The 18160-nt window shown below is 69.1% G+C and carries 16 protein-coding genes; 7 read left to right on the forward strand and 9 right to left on the reverse strand.

Going from position 1 to position 18160, the window contains the following annotated elements; all coding sequences use genetic code 11:
* Positions 1-22 precede the first annotated feature (22 nt).
* From AC0VYP_RS15005 to AC0VYP_RS15015, 3 genes are all read right to left on the reverse strand, one after another.
* Positions 23-853 carry an ABC transporter permease gene (locus tag AC0VYP_RS15005; protein ID WP_475470295.1) on the reverse strand — a complete coding sequence of 277 codons (831 nt, stop codon included), beginning with the start codon at positions 851-853 and terminating at the stop codon, positions 23-25.
* The gene (locus tag AC0VYP_RS15010) at positions 841-1782 is read right to left on the reverse strand and encodes an ABC transporter permease (protein ID WP_285756637.1); all 942 of its coding nucleotides are present in this window, start codon (positions 1780-1782) and stop codon (positions 841-843) included. The genes AC0VYP_RS15005 and AC0VYP_RS15010 overlap by 13 nt, the downstream gene beginning before the upstream one ends.
* A gap of 99 nt (positions 1783-1881) precedes the next feature.
* Positions 1882-3033: an ABC transporter substrate-binding protein gene (locus tag AC0VYP_RS15015; protein ID WP_475470297.1), complete on the reverse strand. Its 1152-nt coding sequence runs from the start codon at positions 3031-3033 to the stop codon at positions 1882-1884.
* A 397-nt stretch (positions 3034-3430) separates the two neighbouring features.
* Between AC0VYP_RS15015 and AC0VYP_RS15020 the strand changes: the two genes are divergently transcribed.
* The 4 genes from AC0VYP_RS15020 to AC0VYP_RS15035 are packed head-to-tail and all read left to right on the forward strand — an operon-like array spanning position 3431 to position 7135.
* Positions 3431-5731 (forward strand): sensor histidine kinase, encoded by a 2301-nt coding sequence (locus AC0VYP_RS15020; RefSeq protein ID WP_475470299.1) that lies wholly within the window; start codon positions 3431-3433, stop codon positions 5729-5731.
* Complete coding sequence (locus tag AC0VYP_RS15025) at positions 5728-6177, forward strand: roadblock/LC7 domain-containing protein (protein WP_285756640.1); 450 nt, start codon at positions 5728-5730, stop codon at positions 6175-6177. The genes AC0VYP_RS15020 and AC0VYP_RS15025 overlap by 4 nt, the downstream gene beginning before the upstream one ends.
* Positions 6174-6545, forward strand: coding sequence for a DUF742 domain-containing protein (locus AC0VYP_RS15030; RefSeq protein WP_285756641.1), 372 nt, complete (start codon positions 6174-6176; stop codon positions 6543-6545). The genes AC0VYP_RS15025 and AC0VYP_RS15030 overlap by 4 nt, the downstream gene beginning before the upstream one ends.
* A 17-nt stretch (positions 6546-6562) precedes the next feature.
* Positions 6563-7135 carry a GTP-binding protein gene (locus AC0VYP_RS15035; RefSeq protein WP_285756642.1) on the forward strand — a complete coding sequence of 191 codons (573 nt, stop codon included), beginning with the start codon at positions 6563-6565 and terminating at the stop codon, positions 7133-7135.
* 103 nt (positions 7136-7238) lie between these two features.
* Here the strand turns inward: AC0VYP_RS15035 and AC0VYP_RS15040 are convergent, their stop codons facing one another.
* The 3 genes from AC0VYP_RS15040 to AC0VYP_RS15050 form a co-directional block, all read right to left on the reverse strand.
* Positions 7239-7637 carry an STAS domain-containing protein gene (locus tag AC0VYP_RS15040; RefSeq protein WP_285756643.1) on the reverse strand — a complete coding sequence of 133 codons (399 nt, stop codon included), beginning with the start codon at positions 7635-7637 and terminating at the stop codon, positions 7239-7241.
* 118 nt (positions 7638-7755) lie between these two features.
* The gene (locus tag AC0VYP_RS15045; protein WP_475470302.1) at positions 7756-9192 is read right to left on the reverse strand and encodes a dihydrolipoyl dehydrogenase family protein; all 1437 of its coding nucleotides are present in this window, start codon (positions 9190-9192) and stop codon (positions 7756-7758) included.
* 91 nt (positions 9193-9283) lie between these two features.
* The gene (locus AC0VYP_RS15050) at positions 9284-10450 is read right to left on the reverse strand and encodes a magnesium and cobalt transport protein CorA (protein WP_285756645.1); all 1167 of its coding nucleotides are present in this window, start codon (positions 10448-10450) and stop codon (positions 9284-9286) included.
* A 280-nt stretch (positions 10451-10730) separates the two neighbouring features.
* Here AC0VYP_RS15050 and AC0VYP_RS15055 point away from each other — a divergent pair, with 280 nt between their 5' ends.
* The gene (locus AC0VYP_RS15055; protein WP_285756646.1) at positions 10731-11042 is read left to right on the forward strand and encodes a hypothetical protein; all 312 of its coding nucleotides are present in this window, start codon (positions 10731-10733) and stop codon (positions 11040-11042) included.
* Between the two features lie 69 nt (positions 11043-11111).
* On the opposite strand, the gene AC0VYP_RS15060 is transcribed toward AC0VYP_RS15055, so the two are convergent.
* Positions 11112-12914 carry a hypothetical protein gene (locus AC0VYP_RS15060; RefSeq protein ID WP_475470303.1) on the reverse strand — a complete coding sequence of 601 codons (1803 nt, stop codon included), beginning with the start codon at positions 12912-12914 and terminating at the stop codon, positions 11112-11114.
* 366 nt (positions 12915-13280) lie between these two features.
* Positions 13281-14282: an EamA family transporter gene (locus tag AC0VYP_RS15065; protein WP_285756648.1), complete on the reverse strand. Its 1002-nt coding sequence runs from the start codon at positions 14280-14282 to the stop codon at positions 13281-13283.
* A 72-nt stretch (positions 14283-14354) separates the two neighbouring features.
* On the opposite strand from AC0VYP_RS15065, the gene AC0VYP_RS15070 reads away from it, so the two are divergent.
* Positions 14355-15296 carry a LysR substrate-binding domain-containing protein gene (locus AC0VYP_RS15070; RefSeq protein ID WP_475470305.1) on the forward strand — a complete coding sequence of 314 codons (942 nt, stop codon included), beginning with the start codon at positions 14355-14357 and terminating at the stop codon, positions 15294-15296.
* 325 nt (positions 15297-15621) lie between these two features.
* On the opposite strand, the gene AC0VYP_RS15075 is transcribed toward AC0VYP_RS15070, so the two are convergent.
* A complete protein-coding gene (locus AC0VYP_RS15075; RefSeq protein ID WP_285756650.1) occupies positions 15622-16557 on the reverse strand; it encodes a LysR family transcriptional regulator in 936 nt (311 codons plus the stop codon).
* Positions 16558-16706: 149 nt separating this feature from the next.
* Between AC0VYP_RS15075 and AC0VYP_RS15080 the strand changes: the two genes are divergently transcribed.
* The gene (locus tag AC0VYP_RS15080) at positions 16707-17639 is read left to right on the forward strand and encodes a magnesium transporter CorA family protein (protein ID WP_285756651.1); all 933 of its coding nucleotides are present in this window, start codon (positions 16707-16709) and stop codon (positions 17637-17639) included.
* The last annotated feature ends 521 nt before the right edge of the window (positions 17640-18160 follow it).

Raw genomic sequence — 18160 nt, forward strand, 5'->3', positions numbered from 1 at the left:
GTCTTCTCTTCCGTCGTCACGGTCACGGTCCCTGCCGCGACCCGCGCCGCTGCCCCACGAAGGACAGCAGCGCCAGCAGGACGAACCCGAACATCAGCGCGGCCAGCGAGACCGCCACGGACAGGCTCGCGCTGCGCTTACCGATCTCGAAAACCCTGACCTGCAGGGTGTCGTAGTTGAGCAGGGAGGCGATCGTGAACTCTCCCAGGACCAGCGCGACCGAGATGAGCGCCGCGGAGAGGATGGCGGCTCGTACGTTGGGCACCACCACCCGCAGGATCACCGACCACCAGGAGGCCCCCAGGCTGAGCGCCGCCTCGGCCAGCGTCTTGAGGTCGATGGAGCGCAGTCCCGCGTCCAGCGCCCGATAGGAGTAGGGCAGCACCAGCACCACATAGACCAGGGCCAGGTTCAGGGGCGAGTCGCCCAGAAGGTAGCCGACCCAGGCATAGATCGGGGACAGTCCCACCACGATGACGATGGCCGGGATGGTCAGCGGCAACAGGCAGACGAACTCCAGGACGCGGCGCAGGCGCGGCAGCCGCAACTGCACCCACACCATGGTGGGCAGCAACAGGACCAGCATCCCGAAGACGGTGAGCGCTGCCAGGCGCAGCGACACCCAGATGGCGTCCACCAGCGCGCGGTCCTGGCCGATGGCCAGCCAGGCGTCGGCGGTGCGTCCTTGTGCCCCGCGGGTCGAGAACTCCAGCATCGCCAGCAGCGGGAACAACAAATAGGCGCCGACCACGAACAGGACCGCCCAGCGCAGCGCGGCCGGTCCGCCCGCTCGGCGGCGACGGCTCGGCCTGGGATCGGGCACGGCGGCCTCGGCGGGGGTCAGCGCAGCCATCGGGAGGTCCGCCTTTGCAGCAGGGCGTACAGGGACATCACCACGGCGACCACGACCACCATGCCGAAGGCGAGCGCGTAGCCCACTCCCTCTTGGCCGAGGGAGACCTCACTGGTGAGGACGTTGCGGATCTGCAGCGGGACGATCGGATCGCCCTGGGAGACCAGGGCCGCGGCCGTGGCGTAGGAGGAGAAGGAATTGGCGAAGAGCAGCAGCGCCGAGCCCGCGAAGGCGGGGGCGAGGATCGGGCCGGCGATGTGGCGCCAATAGTGCCAACCGGTGCCGCCCAGGCTCGCGTTGGCCTCGCCCCACTGCACGCGCAGTCCGTCCATGGCGGGCAGGAACACGATGAACATCAGCGGGATCTGGAAGTAGCAGTAGACCAGGATCAGGCCGGGCATGTCGTAGAGCCAGTTGCCGCCGGCGAAGAGGTCCAGTCCGAAGGCGTCGCGCAGCATGATGGTCAACCAGCCGTTGAGGCCCACCGTCGCCAGGAACGCGAAGGCGAGCATGACGCCGCCGAACTGGGCGAGCACGCTGGACAGTGCGGTGACGAGGCGGCGGGTGACACCGTCGCCGCCCGAGCGGCCGGCGGCTGAGACGGCCCAGGCCAACAGGGCGCCCAGAACCGCACCGAGCAGCGCGGTGACCAGGGACAACCAGATGGAGCGGCCGAAGGCGTCCATAAAGCGGGGGCCGGTGATGGCGGTGAGGTTGTCCAGGGAGAAGGCGCCGTTGCTGTCAGTGAAGGCACCGGAGACGACGATGAGCGTCGGCCAGAGAAGGAAGACCGCGATGAAGGCGAAGAAGGGCAGCGCGCCTGCGTGGTCGAGTGCGCAGCGCAGCACGGCACGGGAGCGGTGCGGTCGGGGCGGGGCGGGGGCCGTTGGCGTGGGGGCCTCTGCGGCGAGATCTGTCTCGGGGGTCATGGCGTAGGCGTGTTTTTCCTGACTGGTGGGAGCGGGATCCGGGGCGCGGACGGTGGTTCCGGCCCCGGAACCCTACCTGGAGGGGAGCGGCTGGGCCGGTCAGGCCACCGCGTCGGCCCAGTTCTGTGTCAGGTACTCGGCGGCCGCGTCGCTTTGCTCCTGGGTCAGGGAGACGGGCTCCCCGTCGCTGGCGGGCAGGCGGCCAAAGGCATCGGTGTCGATGGTTCCCGCGGACTCCATCGCCTCGGCGCGCGCGGGGCGGGCGAAGCCGTTGAGGTAGATGTTCTGGCCCTCGTCGGAGAACACGAACTCCTGCCACAGCCGGGCGGCGGCCGGGTGGGGGGCGTCGAGGTTGACGGCCTGGTAGTAGTAGGAGCTCACCACTGCGTCCTCGGGCACGAACACCTGCCAGTTGACCTGGCCTTCGAGGTCGAGGGTCTGCTGGGCGTTGGTGTAGTCCCAGTCGATGACCACGGGGGTCTCGCCCGAGGCGATGGTGGCCGGAGTCGGGTCCACCGGCAGGAAGTTGCCGGCTTCCTTGAGTTCGGCGAAGAACTCCACGCCCGGGGCGATGTCGTTGACGCTGCCCCCGTTGCCCAGGGCGGCCATGACCACCCCGGAGAAGGCAGCGCCCGCCTGGGTGGGGTCGCCGTTCAACGCGACCTTGCCCCGGTACTCCTCGCCCAGCAGGTCGTCGAGGCTGGTGGGGGCGGGGACCTCGTCGGCGTTGTAGCCCACGGACATGAATCCCGTGTAGTCGCCGACGTACTTGCCCTCGGGGTGCTTGATCGAGTCGTCGATGTCGTCCCAGGTCTCGACCTGGTAGGGGGCGAAGTGCTTGTCGGCGTTTGCCAGGGCGACGGCTTGGCCGAGGTCGAACACGTCGGGGGCGCGGTCGGTGCCGGCGTTCTGCTCGGCGGCGTTGATCTCCTCCTGGCTGGTGGCGTCGGAGGCGGCGGAGTTGACGGTGATGTCGTACTTCTCTTCGAAGGTGGAGATCATCTCGCCGTAGTTGGCCCAGTCCGGCGGCAGTGCGATGACGTTGAGCTCGCCCTCCTCCTGAGCGGCTTCGATCAGCCCCTCCAGGCCGCCGAGGTCGGCCGCCGAGGTCGCGCCGGCCGCCTCCCCGCGGTCGGCGCCGTCCCCCGAGGGCGCCGGGGGCGCACCGCAGGCACTCAGGAGCAGCAGTCCGCTCAGTGCGGCTGCGGTCGGCTTCCAGAGCGCGACGGGTCGGTCAGATCGGTTTCGCATGGCGCTTACCATTCCGTTTTCTGCGCGGCCAGGGGAGGCACACCCGCTCCGGCTGGGTACCGGGCCAGGGGTTACGGCCGGGTACGGCCGGTGCGTTGACACGATCCCATGGCGGTCATCGCATTTTGGCAACGGCTTGGAGAACTTAGTGGGGACGATTTCGCCAACCATGACATTTGGCAACATTTAGCAATGAAACAGTACATTCTGGTGGCCCGATCGACCGGGATACGGCCGATCACGTGCACCCTTGCTGCCGTTAAGGGTTGCTATATCGGCTCTGGCGCGGTTAGCTCGGTTTTTCCTGCAGCCGCACCGGGCCGGCCAGCAGACGTCGCTGGCCGACGCCGTTTCGTCCCGCCCGAATCCCCCCGCCCATACGTCCAAGAGCGAGCCCATGAAGAAAGAGCAGCGCCGGTCGATCCGCGCACGCCTCGTAGCGCTGGCGCTCATCCCGAGCACCGCCCTGCTTGCCCTGTGGATCGCCATCACCAGCGTCCTGGTGGGCGACATGGTTGACCTCCGACGGAGCGCGGCCTTCACCGACACCATCGGCATGCCGGTGCTCAGCGTCATCACCGATCTCCAGGCCGAACGGCGCGCCACCATGGAGTACATCGCCGGTGACCGGACCGGACGCGTTGACTACCGCGCGGGTGTGCAGGAGGCCCGTGACCGAACGGACCAGACCATCGACGACTTCGCCGGCGCGCTGGGACGGGTCCCCGATCGTGCGCTGCCCTCCACCGCGCACAGCCGGATCGAGACGTTCGAGGACTACCTCGCGTCGCTCCCATTGCACCGTGCCGCGATGGACGCCATCGCCCCGAGCCGCGCCGGCGGCAGCCACCCCTTCGACATGGCGATCGAGGCCGGGCTGCTCATCTGGGACGTGCAGGTGGAGATCTCCGACCCCGCGCTGTCCCAGCAGGCTCGCAGTCTGACCTCGCTGATGCGCGCCCGCGAACTGCTCTCGCAGGAGGACGCCCTGATCGTCCACGCGGTGACCGCGGACTCCTTCACCATCACCGACCACGCCGACTTCTCCCGCGCGGTCGGGGCACAGCGCTACCTCTACACCCAGATCGCCCCCGAACTCAGCCCGCAGGAACGCGCGGCATACGACGAGGTGACCGGCACGGCCTTCTACCGAACCGTGCGCGAACTGGAGAACGACGTGATCACCGGCGGTCCCCTCCAGACAGGACTGCCCGTCAACAGCCAGGTGTGGAAGAACGCCCGGGTATCGGTGGACCTGGACTTCCAGCGGGTGGAGCGCGACCAGACCGACGCGGTCCTGGAGCAGGGCCGCCAGGCGTCCGTCGAACTCATGATCGGCGTCGTCGCCGTCAGCACGATGGCGCTGGCCGTGGTCGTGGCCTCGCTGCTGTTCTCCCTGCGCGTGGTCCGGGCCCTGGGACAGCGGCTGAACACTCTGCGCGACGCCACCCTGGACTACGCCCACACCCGGCTTCCCGACATCACCCGGCGGCTCAGAGCGGGCGAGCAGGTGGACATCGTCGCCGACGCCCCGATGCTCAGCACAGGCCCCCGGGACGAGATCGGCCAGGTGACCGAGGCATTCAACCTGGCGCAGCGGGCCGCGGTGGAGTCAGCGGCCGAAGAGGCCCGGCTTCGCGCGGGCGTGCGCAACGTCTTCCGCAATGTCGCACGCCGCGCCCAGACCCTGCTGCACCGCCAACTGGGCCTGCTGGACACCCTGGAGCAGTCAGAGACCCAGCCCGCGGTACTTGAGTCGCTGTTCAAGATCGACCACCTGAGCACCCAGATGCGCCGCAACGCCGACAACCTGATGCTGCTCACCGACGACCGCACCCTGGTCCGGCGCAGCGAGGAACCGCTCCCCCTGGGGCACGCGGTGCGCGCGGCCTCCAGCGAGATCGAGGCGTACGCCCGGATCAAACTGCTGACCACCACCGAGGCCGCGCTGCGGGGGCCGGTAGCCGCGGACGTGGTGCGCCTGCTGGCAGAGCTTCTGGACAACGCAACCGTCTTCTCCCCTCCGCACACCCCGGTGATGGTGCGCGCCGAGGCATTGTCCAACGGCTACTACTCCCTGGAGGTCGAGGACCGCGGGCTGGGCATGACCGCCGAGGGCTACACCGAGGCGAACGAGCTCCTGAAAGGCACCTCGGAGGGGTTCAGCCTGGCCGACATGCGCGAGGACTCCCGCCTGGGACTGATCGTGATCGCGACCCTGGCCCAACGCCACCGCCTGAAGGTGACGCTGCGCCCCTCCCCCTACAACGGGACGCAGGCCATCGTGGTGCTTCCCCCCGAGGTCATCGCCGAGCCGGGTACGGCCACCGCCGCACCTGCGCTGCCGGCCCGCCTGACCGAGTCCCCCACCGGACCGCCGCCCCCCGCGCCGACGGCGCTCATGCCTGCGCGCCCGGCAACCCCCGCACCGCGCCGAAGCGCCCCGGCACCGCGCACGACCGCGGAATCCACCTACAAGGGCTTGCCCCGCAGGGTCCGCGGCACCAAAGGCACCCCGGATTCAGCCCCCGCTCCGCAGCCGGACCCCGTGGTGGAGCGCGCACCCGTGCGCCCCCACTCGCCGGCGCGAGAGCGGTCGCTGGAGGAGATCCGGGCCATGATGAGTTCCTTCCAACAGGGCACCCGGCACGGGCGCACCGGCAGCGGAAGCGACCACCACACCACGGAGGGCCGATGACCGATCCCACAACCACCGCTCCGACCACGGCACAACTGGACTGGCTGCTCAACGAGCTGGTGGAGCGGCTGCCCGGTGCACGCGAAGCGGTCCTGCTCTCGTCCGACGGCCTGCTGCTGTCCGCTTCCAGCCACACCGGGCAGGAACGGGCCGAGCGCATCAGCGCCATCGCCTCGGGCTTCTCCAGCCTGGCGCGCGGGGCCGCTCGCCAGCTCGCCGCCAACGAGGTCCGCCAGACCGTGGTCGAGATGGACAACGCCTTTCTCTTCGTGATCGCGGCCGGGAACGGGGCGTGCCTGAGCCTGGTCTCCGACGCCGAGGCCGACGTCGGCCTGGTCGCCTACGAGATCAACCGGCTCGTGCGCCAGGTCGGCCCGCACCTGTCCGCGCTGCCGCGCAACCGTCGCCCGGCAGCACCAGGATTTTCGGGCGGGGAGAACGGTTGAGCGTCACACCCGGCGACGGCTTCGGCGACGGAGGGGGCCGACTGATCAGGCCCTACTCGCTGACCGGCGGGCGCACCCGACCGTCCCGGTCGGATTTCGCCATGACCTCTCAGGTGGTGGCGGTTCCGATGATGCGCCGCGCGGTGGAGTTGGAGCCCGAACACCGTGCGATCCTGGTCGAGTGCGCGCGGCCCGCCTCCGTGGCCGAGATATCAGCCCGGGTTCGCCTGCCGCTGGGCGTCTTGCGCATCCTGCTCGCCGATCTTCTCGACGGCGGGCACGTGATGGTTCATGAGTCAACCTGGCAGCGCGAGCGGCCCGACGCTCAGACCCTGCGTTCCGTGATCGACCGCATCCGCGCTCTCTGAGAAGGAGACGACACGATATGTCCGACACCGCCGGGGTACTCCCCGACGCGTTGAAAATCCTGGTCGCCGGTGGGTTCGGCGCCGGAAAGACCACGCTGGTGGCGGCCCTGAGCGAAGTGGAGTCCCTGCACACCGAGGAGCTCATCACCGCCGAGAGCATCGGCGTGGACGACCTTCTCGGGGTCGAGGCCAAGACCACCACCACCGTCGCCCTGGACTTCGGCCGCATCAGCCTGGACGAGCGCACCGTCATCTACATGTTCGGCACTCCCGGACAACGGCGGTTCTCGTTCATGTGGGAGGAACTAGCCGAGGGTGCGCTGGGCGCGATCGTGCTCGCCGACACCCGCCGGCTGGAGGACTGCTTCGAGACCATCGACTTCTTCGAACAGCGCCAGGTTCCGTTCATCGTCGCCGTGAACTGTTTCAACGGCGTGCGCTCGCACCTTCCGGGCGACGTGCGCATCGCCTTGGACGTGGACTCCGGCGTCCCGGTGATGCTGTGCGACGCCCGCGAACGCGAATCCGTCAAACGCGTCATGATCGAACTGGTCTCGCACGTACTGGAACTCGAACTGTCGGGAGCATAGACGGTTCTGCTCCCGCTCACGGTTCCCGTTCACCGCACCCGACGGGACCGTCGGGCGGTGGCGGGGGTGCCTCGGGGACGGCCGGGGCACCCCTGCGTCATGGCTACTGGTCCGTCCCGGTTACTCCGGTGACCGGACCTTCCTCGTAGCGCTGGCGCGAGGTGTGGGTGAGGGCGGCCTCCACGATCGGGTAGATCTCGAAGGTCCGCTCCAGGTGCAGTGCGTACAGGACCCGCTGGGCCGGACCGGAGGGCTCGGCCAGCACCATGTGCCGCCCCTCCCCGGTCAGGATCCGATAGCACTCCATCAGGGCACGCACCCCGCTGAGGTCCATGAAGGCGACGGTGGAGAGATCGACCACCAGGCACTGGCACCGGTCCCGGTCGGTGGCGTGCAGCAGACTCGCGCACAACTGCGCGGCGTTTGCGATGTCGATTTCTCCGCGCACGGAGAACACCACCGCCTCACCGCACGGAAAGGACTCCCGGTTCTGTCCGGACATGCCGCTACGCCTCCCTTGACAACGCTTCGGCAGTTCCCCCCGTATACACCGATGATATCGATCCGGGCAGCGCCCTCGGACGCGAACGCCCGAATCACTCGGCTTTGCCGCCGCGGCTTCACCGACCGTACGTCTCCAACAGACGCAACCAGACCTCGCTGACCGTGGGAAACGACGGTACGGCGTGCCATAGTCGCTCCAAAGGCACTTCCCCCACCACGGCAACGGTCGCGGCGTGGATGAGTTCGCCCACTCCGGGGCCGACCAGAGTGGCTCCGACAACGACCTGACGGTCCTCGTCCACCACCATCTTGGCGCGCCCCCTGTACCCGGGATCGAACAACGTCGCCCCCGACACCGACCCCAGGTCGTACTCGACCGCGCGCACGCGCAGACCGGCCTCTCGTGCGGCGTGCTCCGTCAGACCCACCGCCGCGACCTCCGGTTCGGTGAAGATCACTTGGGGCACCGCGCGGTGGTCGGCCGTAGCCGCCCACCTGGTCCAGGGCCTGGGCTCGGCGGCCTCTCCCCGAGAACGGGCCGCAATGGTGTCACCCACCGCCCTGGCCTGGTACTTGCCCATGTGGGTGAGAGCGGCCCGACCGTTGACGTCGCCCACGGAGTACAGCCAGCCACCGGCCACTCCACGGACCCGGCAGTCGTCGTTGACGTCGGCGAGCGCCGCTGTGCCGAGGCCCAGCGCTTCCAGGCCGAGCCCGTCGGTGGCAGGACGCCGCCCGGTGGCCATCAGCAGTTCCGCAGCGGTCACGCTCTCCGAACGGCCGCCGGTGGTGAAACGGACGGTGCGTTCTCCGCCCGGGACACGCGACACCTCGACCGTTTCGGTCTCCATGCGTAGGTCCACACCCGCCTCACGCAGTGCGGCGGCCACCAGTTCGCCGGCGAACGGCTCGTTGCCGGCGAGAAGCCGCGGCCCGCGCACCAGTTGGTGCACCCGCGCGCCAAGGGAGCGCCAGGCCCAGGCGAGTTCGCAGGCGACGACGCCGCCCCCCACCACGACGAGGCTGTCTGGCACCGACTCCGCCGCCGTAGCCTCCCGGTTGGTCCAGGGCTGCGCCTGGGCCAACCCTGGGATCGGGGGCAGGACCGGCACGGACCCCGTGCACACTGCGACGGCCAGGCGTGCGGTGAGCGTCACGGTCGCGCCGTCGGGGCCGGTGGCCTCCACGATGCGCGGCGCGGTGATGCGTCCCCGTCCACGCACCAGGGTCACCCCCGCCCCCTTCAACCAGTCGGCCTGTCCGGAGTCGTCGAAGCCGGCGACCATCTCGTCGCGGCGCCGCAGGACGGCACGGGCGTCGATGACGCCGGTGACCGCCTGGGCGCTGCCCTGCACCGCCTTGGCCTGGCCCAGGGCTGCGGCCGGGCGCAACAGCGTCTTGCTGGGGATGCACGCCCAGTAGGAGCACTCCCCGCCCACGAGCCCGGCCTCGACCAGGGCCACCGACAGTCCTCCCGCGACCGCGCGGTCAGCCACGTTCTCCCCTGTGGGGCCGCCTCCGATGACCACCAGGTCGAATTCGTGCTCTGCCATCGCCCAACGCCTCGCTCTCCTCGTGGACACCGCGTCCGTGCCAGACCCTATGCCCGGGGGTGCGGCGGATACGCGGACGACACAGGCTGTTTCACAACCAGCCGCGGCGCTTGAAGAGCGTGTAGAGGACGACGCTGACGCCCACCATCAGTGCCACGGCCATCGGGTAGCCCAATTTCCAGTGCAGCTCGGGCATCGCGTCGAAGTTCATTCCGTAGACGCCGCCGACCACCGTCGGGGCGAATAATATTGCGGCCCATGACGAGATCTTCTTGACCTCCTCGCTCTGCGCATAGCTGGCCTCGGTGAGGTGCTTCATCTCCTCGTTCTGGGCCTGGCTGACCAGGGTGGCGTTGACGGTGAGGATCGAACCGAGCATCTGGCGAAACCCGTCCACCCGCTCGGCGACGATGGTGGCGTGGTCGGCGACGTCGCGCAGGTAGCGCTGCAGTTCTTCGCTGGTGCCGTACTTGTCGAAGCCGGCGACCAGGCCGTCCAGGATGTCCAGTAACGGCCGCGCCGCCCGTTGGAACTCGATGACCTCGCGGGAGAGCTCGTAGATACGCCGCGACACCTTGGGGTCGCCGTTGAAGACCTGGGTCTCGATCTCGTCGATGTCGTTCTGCAGGCCCGCGATGACAGGCGCGTAGCCGTCCACCACCGCGTCGAGGATCGCGTAGACCACGGCCTCGGGCCCCATGCTCAACAGCTCGGGGTCGCCCTCCAGACGACGGCGAACGATCGCAAGGTCGGGGGCCTGGCTATGGCGCACCGTCAACACGAAGTCCTGGCCGGTGAACAGGTGGATCTCGCCGAAGCGCACCTCCTCGACGTCGTCCAGGTAACGGGCGGCGCGCAGGACCACGAACAGCGTGTCGCCGTAACGTTCCAGCTTGGGCCGCTGGTGGGCGACGATGGCGTCCTCCACCGCGAGCTCGTGCAGCCCGAACTCATCGGCCGCGGCCAGCAGTTGGGTTTCGGAAGGCTGGTACAGCCCGATCCAGGCCATCGTCGAGCCTGGCCGTCCCGGCCCCGGGCGACGGGGCAGCCCCGGACCCGGCTGGGTGGGCTGGCGGTGCCCGTCCACATAGACGGCCGCGTCGATGACGCTCTTCTCGACGGGCTGCGGGGGCTGCTCTTCGTCCTCGGCCCTCGGGTCCATGGAGTATTCGGGCGCGTCGGCCTTCGACCGACGTTTGGCAGTGGCCACGGTGGGACGCAGGCTGGGCAGCCAGGAACGCATGCGCCGTTGCGACATCAGGTGACTCCCAAGACAGGTTGATCCGGTGCGACCGCCGGCAGCAAAAGCGTGCGAGCCCAGATGTGGCGGCGGGGACCGAGGGACGGACCGGTCGGGCGCGGCGGGACCGGAGGGGGTCGGACCGCTAATCCGTACTCGGAGGTTGGCCCATGATCGGCCTCACCTCCAGCGTGGTCCGTGGCCTGGGGATTACCAGCCTACCGCCCGGAGAGGCGTTTGGACTCCCCCGCAGGCGGTAGTGGCACCGCACTGTCGCCACCTGAAGGGATCCGTACAGATGGGTATCGCCGGGAGTCTGCTGTTCATTGCCCTGGGCGCGATTCTGGCGTTCGCGATCGAGATCGAGAGCGCCGGAGTGCTCAACATCAACACCATCGGATGGATCCTGATGCTCGTGGGCCTCATCGGCCTTGGGCTGCAGTTCATCACCTGGCGGCCGCGCAGGGCCACCGTCGTGGCCGACGGCCCCACCGACGGCCCCACCGGGGCTGCCGGGCGCGGTCCGCACCTGCGCGACGCCCGTGACGTCGGCCCCGTCGAGGACGACGGCCGCGGCCCGCACCTGCGCGATGCCGGACCCACGCCGTAACGGCGGACCTGACGACTGAGCGGGGCGGGCGCGGCCAGACGGCCGTGCCCGCCCCGCTCGACGGATCTCTCAGCGGCGCAGCAGGTCGCGGACGTTGACGAACAGCAGCGACACCACGACCAGCGCCAGGGGAACCAGAAGCGTGATCTGCCAACTGGCGATGAATGCGGCGATGATCGCGCCGACCACTCCGATCACGACGACGAAGATCGCGAGCCCGGTCAGGAACGACATGAGCTTGCGCCGCGCGAAGGCGTCGAAGGTCGCGAACAGCAGGACGGTCCCGGCCAGTGCCATCAGCATGGTCGCACCGTTGAGCGCCACGATCGTCACGCACAACGCGACGATCAGCAGCGGTGTGCTCAGCGCAGCCCAGACGTGCAGGAAGCGCGTCGGGCGCTGTTCCCCCGAGGCGTAGGGAAGGTGGGGTGAGTGGAGGTGCTCCTGGGGGGCGTGGGCCAGGGGCGCACCGCTCTCCAGTTCTGCGCGGTGCACGTCGCGTTCGTCGGCGAGCGTGGAGCGCTCCCGGTAGCGAGCGGCCAGCGCCTCTTCGGCGTCGGAGATCTTGGAGCGGTACTCCTTGGCCAGGGGCTCGGCGTGCGCGTGCCGGTTCAGCGAGATCTCGGCCGAGGACAGCCTGCGCAGGGCGTCGCGGTCGCGCACGATGTCGGCGTCGGCCTCGCTGATCCGCTCGTCCAGCTCGCCGATGTGGGCGACCAGTTGGGCGCGGGCAGCATCGGGGGTCGGTGCGACCTTTTGCAGGCCGACCCACCACAAGGGGTCGGCCCAGGAGCGCCGGATCGTGCCCTCCCGCTCATAGCGGGGGCCGCTGGGTGCGCGCTCACCGTCGAACCAATCGCGGGTGTCGCGCCCCCACAGGCCGCGGAAGCCCCGGACCCAAGGGGTTTCGTCGTCGATGACGACCGCGTCCCACTCCCGGTCTCCGCCGGGCCCCACGCGGGTGCCGTCACCGCGCGCGTAGTTGACGAAGGGCACGCCGATGCCGTGCCGGACGATGGGGCTGGTGGCCGGGAGGAAGCGCGTGGTCAGGCGGCGCCAGGCACGCACGAGTCCGCGCAGGGCGGCGGGATCCACCTGGATCAGGTAGTCGCCGGGCAGCATCTGGTGGGAGTGGGAGCCGGCGCCGACGAAGACCACCGGGTGGTCACCGTCTCGGTGGAGTTCGGGATCGTCCCAGCTGCGTCGCAGGTCGTCGCCGAGGTACTCGTGGGAGGAGGCCCCGACCCAGGCGGGACGGTACCCCCCTTCGGGGGTCTCCACCAGGTAGACGGTGACCTTCTCCCAGTCGGCCTCGTGGTCGTTGACGCCCCCGTAGATCGACCGCCAGTCGTTCATGGCGTAGAAGAACCAGTACTGCAGCGCGATGTAGCCGCCTTCGCGCACCACTCGGCCGTAGTAGGTGGCGCCGCCGGTGTCGAGGCGGTCGCGGTAGCGGGTGGCGGCCGCAGCCGCCAGTCCGCCTGGGACGGCACCGCGGATCAACAGTGAGAACTTCATGAGGACGTCGAGGACCCGTCCGAAGACGCCGACCGCCGCCAACCGCCCGCTCTTGGGGATGACCGGGTGGGAGACCCGTCGGAACCGGCGCGCCTCGGCACGCAGCGACGACTCCTGGACGAACCGCAGGTGCTGGTGCTGGCCGGGCCACTCGGCGTCGGCGCCGGCCAGACGCTCGGCGGTCAGCTCCCCCGCCGGCACGACCTCGCGTTCCTTGCCCCCGGGCAGGTCCAGCCAGAGACTGCAGCACTGTAGATAGCTCTCGATGTCACTGGGGAAGAAGAGCTCGCCCTTGGTGTACATCAGCACCGGCTCGAACGCCCGGAGCAGTTCCAGATCAGTTTTAGCGCCCATGATTGGGCCTGACATTAATGGATTCAACGGACGTTCTCTGCCTCACTAGGGACGGTTTCGGCTGCGTGGGTCACCATCGTGGCAGGTCGGTCATTACCGTCGTGCCAGGCGATCGGACCACCGCTTCGCTCGCGCCACTTGACGGGTGGTGCGTCGCACCGGCCGCACCAGCGGGTCTGCACCTTGGCGTGGTCGTCCGCCGCTGCGATCCGGCTCGTGCAAATCGGGCCGAAACGGCCTGGTTCGAGCGGCGCGCCACCATGTGGTGCGGGTTCGCGAGGACGGCCGTTGAACGCCGAAAAGACACTGGTGATCGTATTGGCGCGCTCGCGGTGTTGTGATCATCACAGCGGCCCGCGAAGGCTCTCACACAGCGGTGGGCTCGGGGAGGCGGCGTGCGTCGGCGCCGACGGGAGGCATCCATTCGGGCCGTTCGATGTCGGGGAGCGTGGGCGAGGACGGTTCGGGGGCCGGCGGCGCAGGCGGAGGTGCAGCGCTGTCGTGGCGGGTGGATCCCAACCCCGCGACGACCACCAGGGCCATTCCGACCAGTTGCACCGGCGTCGGGCTCTGCGCGATGACCATGACCCCCATGAGAAGGCTGACTGCGGGGTCCAGGCTGACGAACGTGCTGTAGGCGGTACGGCTCATCCGTTGCAGTGCCACCATCTCCAGCAGGAACGGCACCAGGGGGAACAGCAACGCGATGCCGAGGGTGAACAGCAGGACCCGCCAGTCGGGGGCTGCGATGACGCCCGGGGCGCCCAGTGGGGCGGTGACCGTGGCCGCAACCGTCATGGACAGTGCCAGTCCGTGCACCGCGCCGAAGCTGGAACCGACCCGCTGGGCGAGCACGACGTAGAGGGCCACGCACACTGCTCCGGCCAGGGCCAGGCCCACTCCCGCAAGATTGACCTCCGCCGCCCACGGGCTGGTCAGACAGACCACACCGGCTACTGCCGCCAGGATCCACCCCAGTTCGCGACGACGCCGCATGGCCAGCACCGCAACCGCCAGCGGTCCGAGAAACTCGATCGCGGTCGCGGTGCCCAGGTCGATCCGGGCCGTGGCCTCGGAGTAGAAGGCCATCATCCCCGCGCTGACCGTGCCCAGCATCACGACCGCCGCCAACTCTTTTCGCTGCGCTTCGCGCACGGCTCGCAACAGAGAGCGACCGCCGAGCGCAAGCAGGATGAGTGCCGCCCAGAGCAGGCGCAACCAGGTGACGGCGCCGGGGGTGGCCAGCTCGAACAGGCGCACGGCAAACGCACTGCCGGTGTGCAGCACCACCATGCCGACCAGCAGGAGGACGGGGGCGGGCACCTGGATCCGGGCACGCCGAAGCAGGGAGTGGGAAGAGATGATCACCCGACCAATTTGCTGCCGACCATCCGTTGCTGTCCAGGCACCAATAGCGAATGGACCGTATAGTTTTAGTCAATGGATTTGACGCGGTTGAGGCTCCTGGTGGAATTGGAGCGGTTGGGCACGATGGGCGCCGTCTCGGAGGTCACCGGGATGGGCACCTCCGCGATTTCCAAGCACCTCGCGGTGCTCGAGAAGGAAGCCGGAGTCGTCCTGCTCACCCCCGACGGACGCAGGGTCCGTCTCACCCCGGCCGGACATCGGTTGGCCGAGCATGCGGTTGACATCCTCGCCCGGGTGGAGGCGGCAAAGGCGGAGATGACAGGTGAGGGCGACCCCGTCGGCCGTGTGGACCTCGTGACGTTCATCAGCATGGCCGTACCGGTCGTGTTGCCCGCGTTGGAGCGGTTGCGCCTGGATCACCCCGGGATCGACGTGCGCCTTATCGAGCACGAACCCGACCAGGCACTGGAGCTGCTGCACAACGGTGACGCCGACCTCGGGTTGATCTACGAGTACAGCCTGGTCCCCCGCCGGATGCCCGAAACCCTGGCGCTGCACCGCATCGGCTCCGAGCCGCTGCTGCTGGCCCAGTCCGCGCGGTCCGCCGGCGGCGGACGCCGCACCATGACCAGGGAGCGGCTGAGCGAGTTGTCGGGGGCCTCCTGGATCGCCAACTCCCGGGGCAGCGACGAGGACGAGCTGGTGCAACGCATGTGCGGCGCAGCCGGTTTCCGCCCGCGTATCCGGCACCGCATCGACAACCTGGAAGCGGTCAACGCCGTGGTCGCCGCGGGGTGGGGCGTGGGTGTGATGCCCAAGCTGGCCGCACCCCGGCGTCGCGGGATCGCACTCACCCCTCTGGGCGGGCTGGGCGGTGTGCGGCGCATCTACCTGGTCGCGCGCACCGGCAGCTGGGCCTGGCGACCGATCCGCACGGTGGCGCACTACCTGCGCAGCACGGCTCGCGAGATCCTGGACGATGTCAACGAGGTCGAACCCCCCGAACAGGTCTGAGCGGCGACTGCAGACGTGTTCGGGGCAGCCGCCGATGCCTTCCGCGGCGCAGGTCGGCCCGTGCCGCTGCCACCGGTTCGAGGAGCAGGGGCTCGGAACACGCCCACACGTTTGGCTCTACGGAGCGTCATCACACCGGCACGTTTTGCGGTCGGCTGGGCGCCGGTGGGACGGGAACCGGCGAGTGTCCCCAAAAAACGCAGTACGCCGTCGTTGAAGGCGGCGGGCTGCTCGATATTGGTCGCGTGCCCCGCCCTGCCGATCACGGCCGCTGATCCCCGGCGGGGTGACGGCTGCTGTATTGCCACTACGGCACGGCACACCGTCAGGTCGCGACACCCAGGATCATCGGACTGACCGACGGCACGGGAACCTTGCTTGCCGCTTTGCGCATGGCGGAGAGCAACGGTTCGGGGTCGGCCCCGGAGCGGGTGACCGCGACGATGTGGCGCCTAGGCGCTCCGCGCACGGAGCGCACCACGACGTTGGAGGCGGTCAGGCCGCTCCAGGCGAGCCTGGGCATGAGCGCCATGCCCAATCCTGCGCTGACCAGGGCGAGCGCCGCACTGAACTCGTCCACCGTGTGCACGACCCGGGGCTGGAAGCCCGTCTGGTGACAAGCCGCGGACACACAGTCGAACCAGGCCGTGCCCGGCGCCGACATGACCCAGTCCTCATCCGAGAGGTCCGCGGCCAGGTCCACCTCGGCGTACGCGGCGAGGGGATGGTCGTAGGCGAGGACGGCGTCCAGCGGCTCGACCATGATGGGGTGCAGCTGGAACTCCCCCGACCCCTTGGGCGGCAGGTGCACCGAGGACATGGTCACGGCGATGTCGAGGTCGCCGGTGCGCAGCAACTCGGTGCTCTCCTCCGGTTCGGCCTGCACGACCGAGAACCGCCAGCCGGGGTCGGTGCGGCGCAGCCCGGCGAGGGCCGGGGCGATCAGGTCGGAGATCCCGGTGGCGAACGACCCCACTCGGACGACCCCCAGCGATCCCTCGGTATAACGGACCAGGTCGGACTGGGCACGCTCCATCTCGGCGAAGATGACCTGTGCATGGTCCAGGAGCACCCTGGCCGCCCCGGTGAGCAGGAACCGACGCCCGCTCCGCTCGACGAGGGCAACCCCGGCATCCTTGGCAAGCGCCGCGAGCTGCTGGGAAATGGCCGAAGGGGTCACGTGGAGCGCCTCGGCCGTGGCCGCGACGGTGTGGTGCTTGTCAAGCGCTTGCAACAACTGCAAGCGCCGCACGTCGATCATGGGATCACCCTATGTGAGAGAACCAGGTTGTCGGCACGCCCGACCAGGCATGGAAGATGCGGTGCCGGTCGGCCTCCCGCACACGGTCCAGGACGCGCCCGGGCGCCTGTGGAGCGCTCGACCGGGTACGCGAATCCTAGAGTGGGCTCATGGCCCAGATCCTGTTGTACCGCGACCAGGAATCGACTGCGGACCCGGTGCCGCTCTCGGCGGTCGAACACTTGGCCGACGAGGACCATCCGGCCTGGGTAGGAGTCACCGGAGAGGAACAGGACCTCCTGGAAGAGCTCTCCCCCGCATTGGGCCTGCCCCAGGACCAGACCGTGATGGCGCACGCACACCGCAACCGTCCCTGGGCCTGGGACGATGACGGCCGTTTCGTCTTCACCGTGCACGTTCTGCTGGGCGGCCGGCAGGCTCCGCGCTTCACCACTCTGACCGTGTTCGCGACGAAGGCCCTACTGGTGACGGTGGGCCCAGACCTCTCCGAGGCACTGAGCGACGCGCGTCCGCGCCACGGGGTCACCGACCTGATGGGGACGCTCCTGGAGTGGCTGACAACGGGCTACCAGGAAATGGCGATGGACATCGACTCCGCGATCGACGACGTCGAGGGGATGATGTTCGAGGAGGGGCGCGCAGAAGTAGCGCTGGTGCAGCGCCGCAGCTACGAACTGCGCACGCGCGTGCTGCTGTTGCGCCGGGCGGTGATCCCGCTCAGCGAGATCCTGCACGGGGCGGCCAAGGGGCCGGGCGATCCCGGGCGCGGCGTGCAACGCTACCGGGAGGTGTCGGCCCAGCTCGACCACACGGCGCGTCTGACCGAGTCGCTGCGCGACATGCTGATCTCCCTGCTGTCGACCAACCTCAACATCCAGCAGGCGCGGCTCAACGTCACCATGAAGAAACTGACCGGGTGGGCCGCGGTGATCGCCATCCCCACGGCCGTGACCAGCTGGTACGGAATGAACGTCCCGTTGCCGTGGCAGAGCACCCTCTGGGGGGCGGCTCTGGCCAACTGCCTCGTGGTGGGGGCCGCCGCCCTTGTCTACTTCTCCTTCAAGCGGCGCGACTGGCTGTGAGCGGCCGCAGGAACCCTCGCCGGTGTGGGCGCACGAGCCGGCTCCGCGCTGTCTCTTCGACACGGAACCGGAGCGGAAAACACGTGTGTGCACACCGGTCTCTGTGGGCAGGGGGGACGACAAGCCCGCATCGGAACGTGTTCGCATCATCACTATCTGTTGAGACGAACGGTTCGGTGGTGCACGCGCTCCCGGCCGCCACGCGATCCGATCACCCGGGGCGAAGCGCCGCGGCATCCGAAGCGGCGGACAAGAGCGGTGCGACTGAAACGCGGATTTCACCCGTACGCCCCGGCCTCCGCGGCGGATGGCGCCCGCTCCGGGGGCGGCGAGACCCCGGAACGAGGCGGAGAGACCCCGGAACGAGGCGGAGAGACCACTTGCTCCACCGAATCCGCCAGATGTGAAAATCTTCAAAACTTTCCCAACCGACACGAGCACACTTCCTTTTCCTGAGCTGCACCCACGACACCCTTGCCCTACGCGTAGGCTCGCACTTACAGCTCAGGATCACGAAGGGC

It is taken from the genome of Nocardiopsis sp. iso_186 (genome assembly GCF_056173365.1).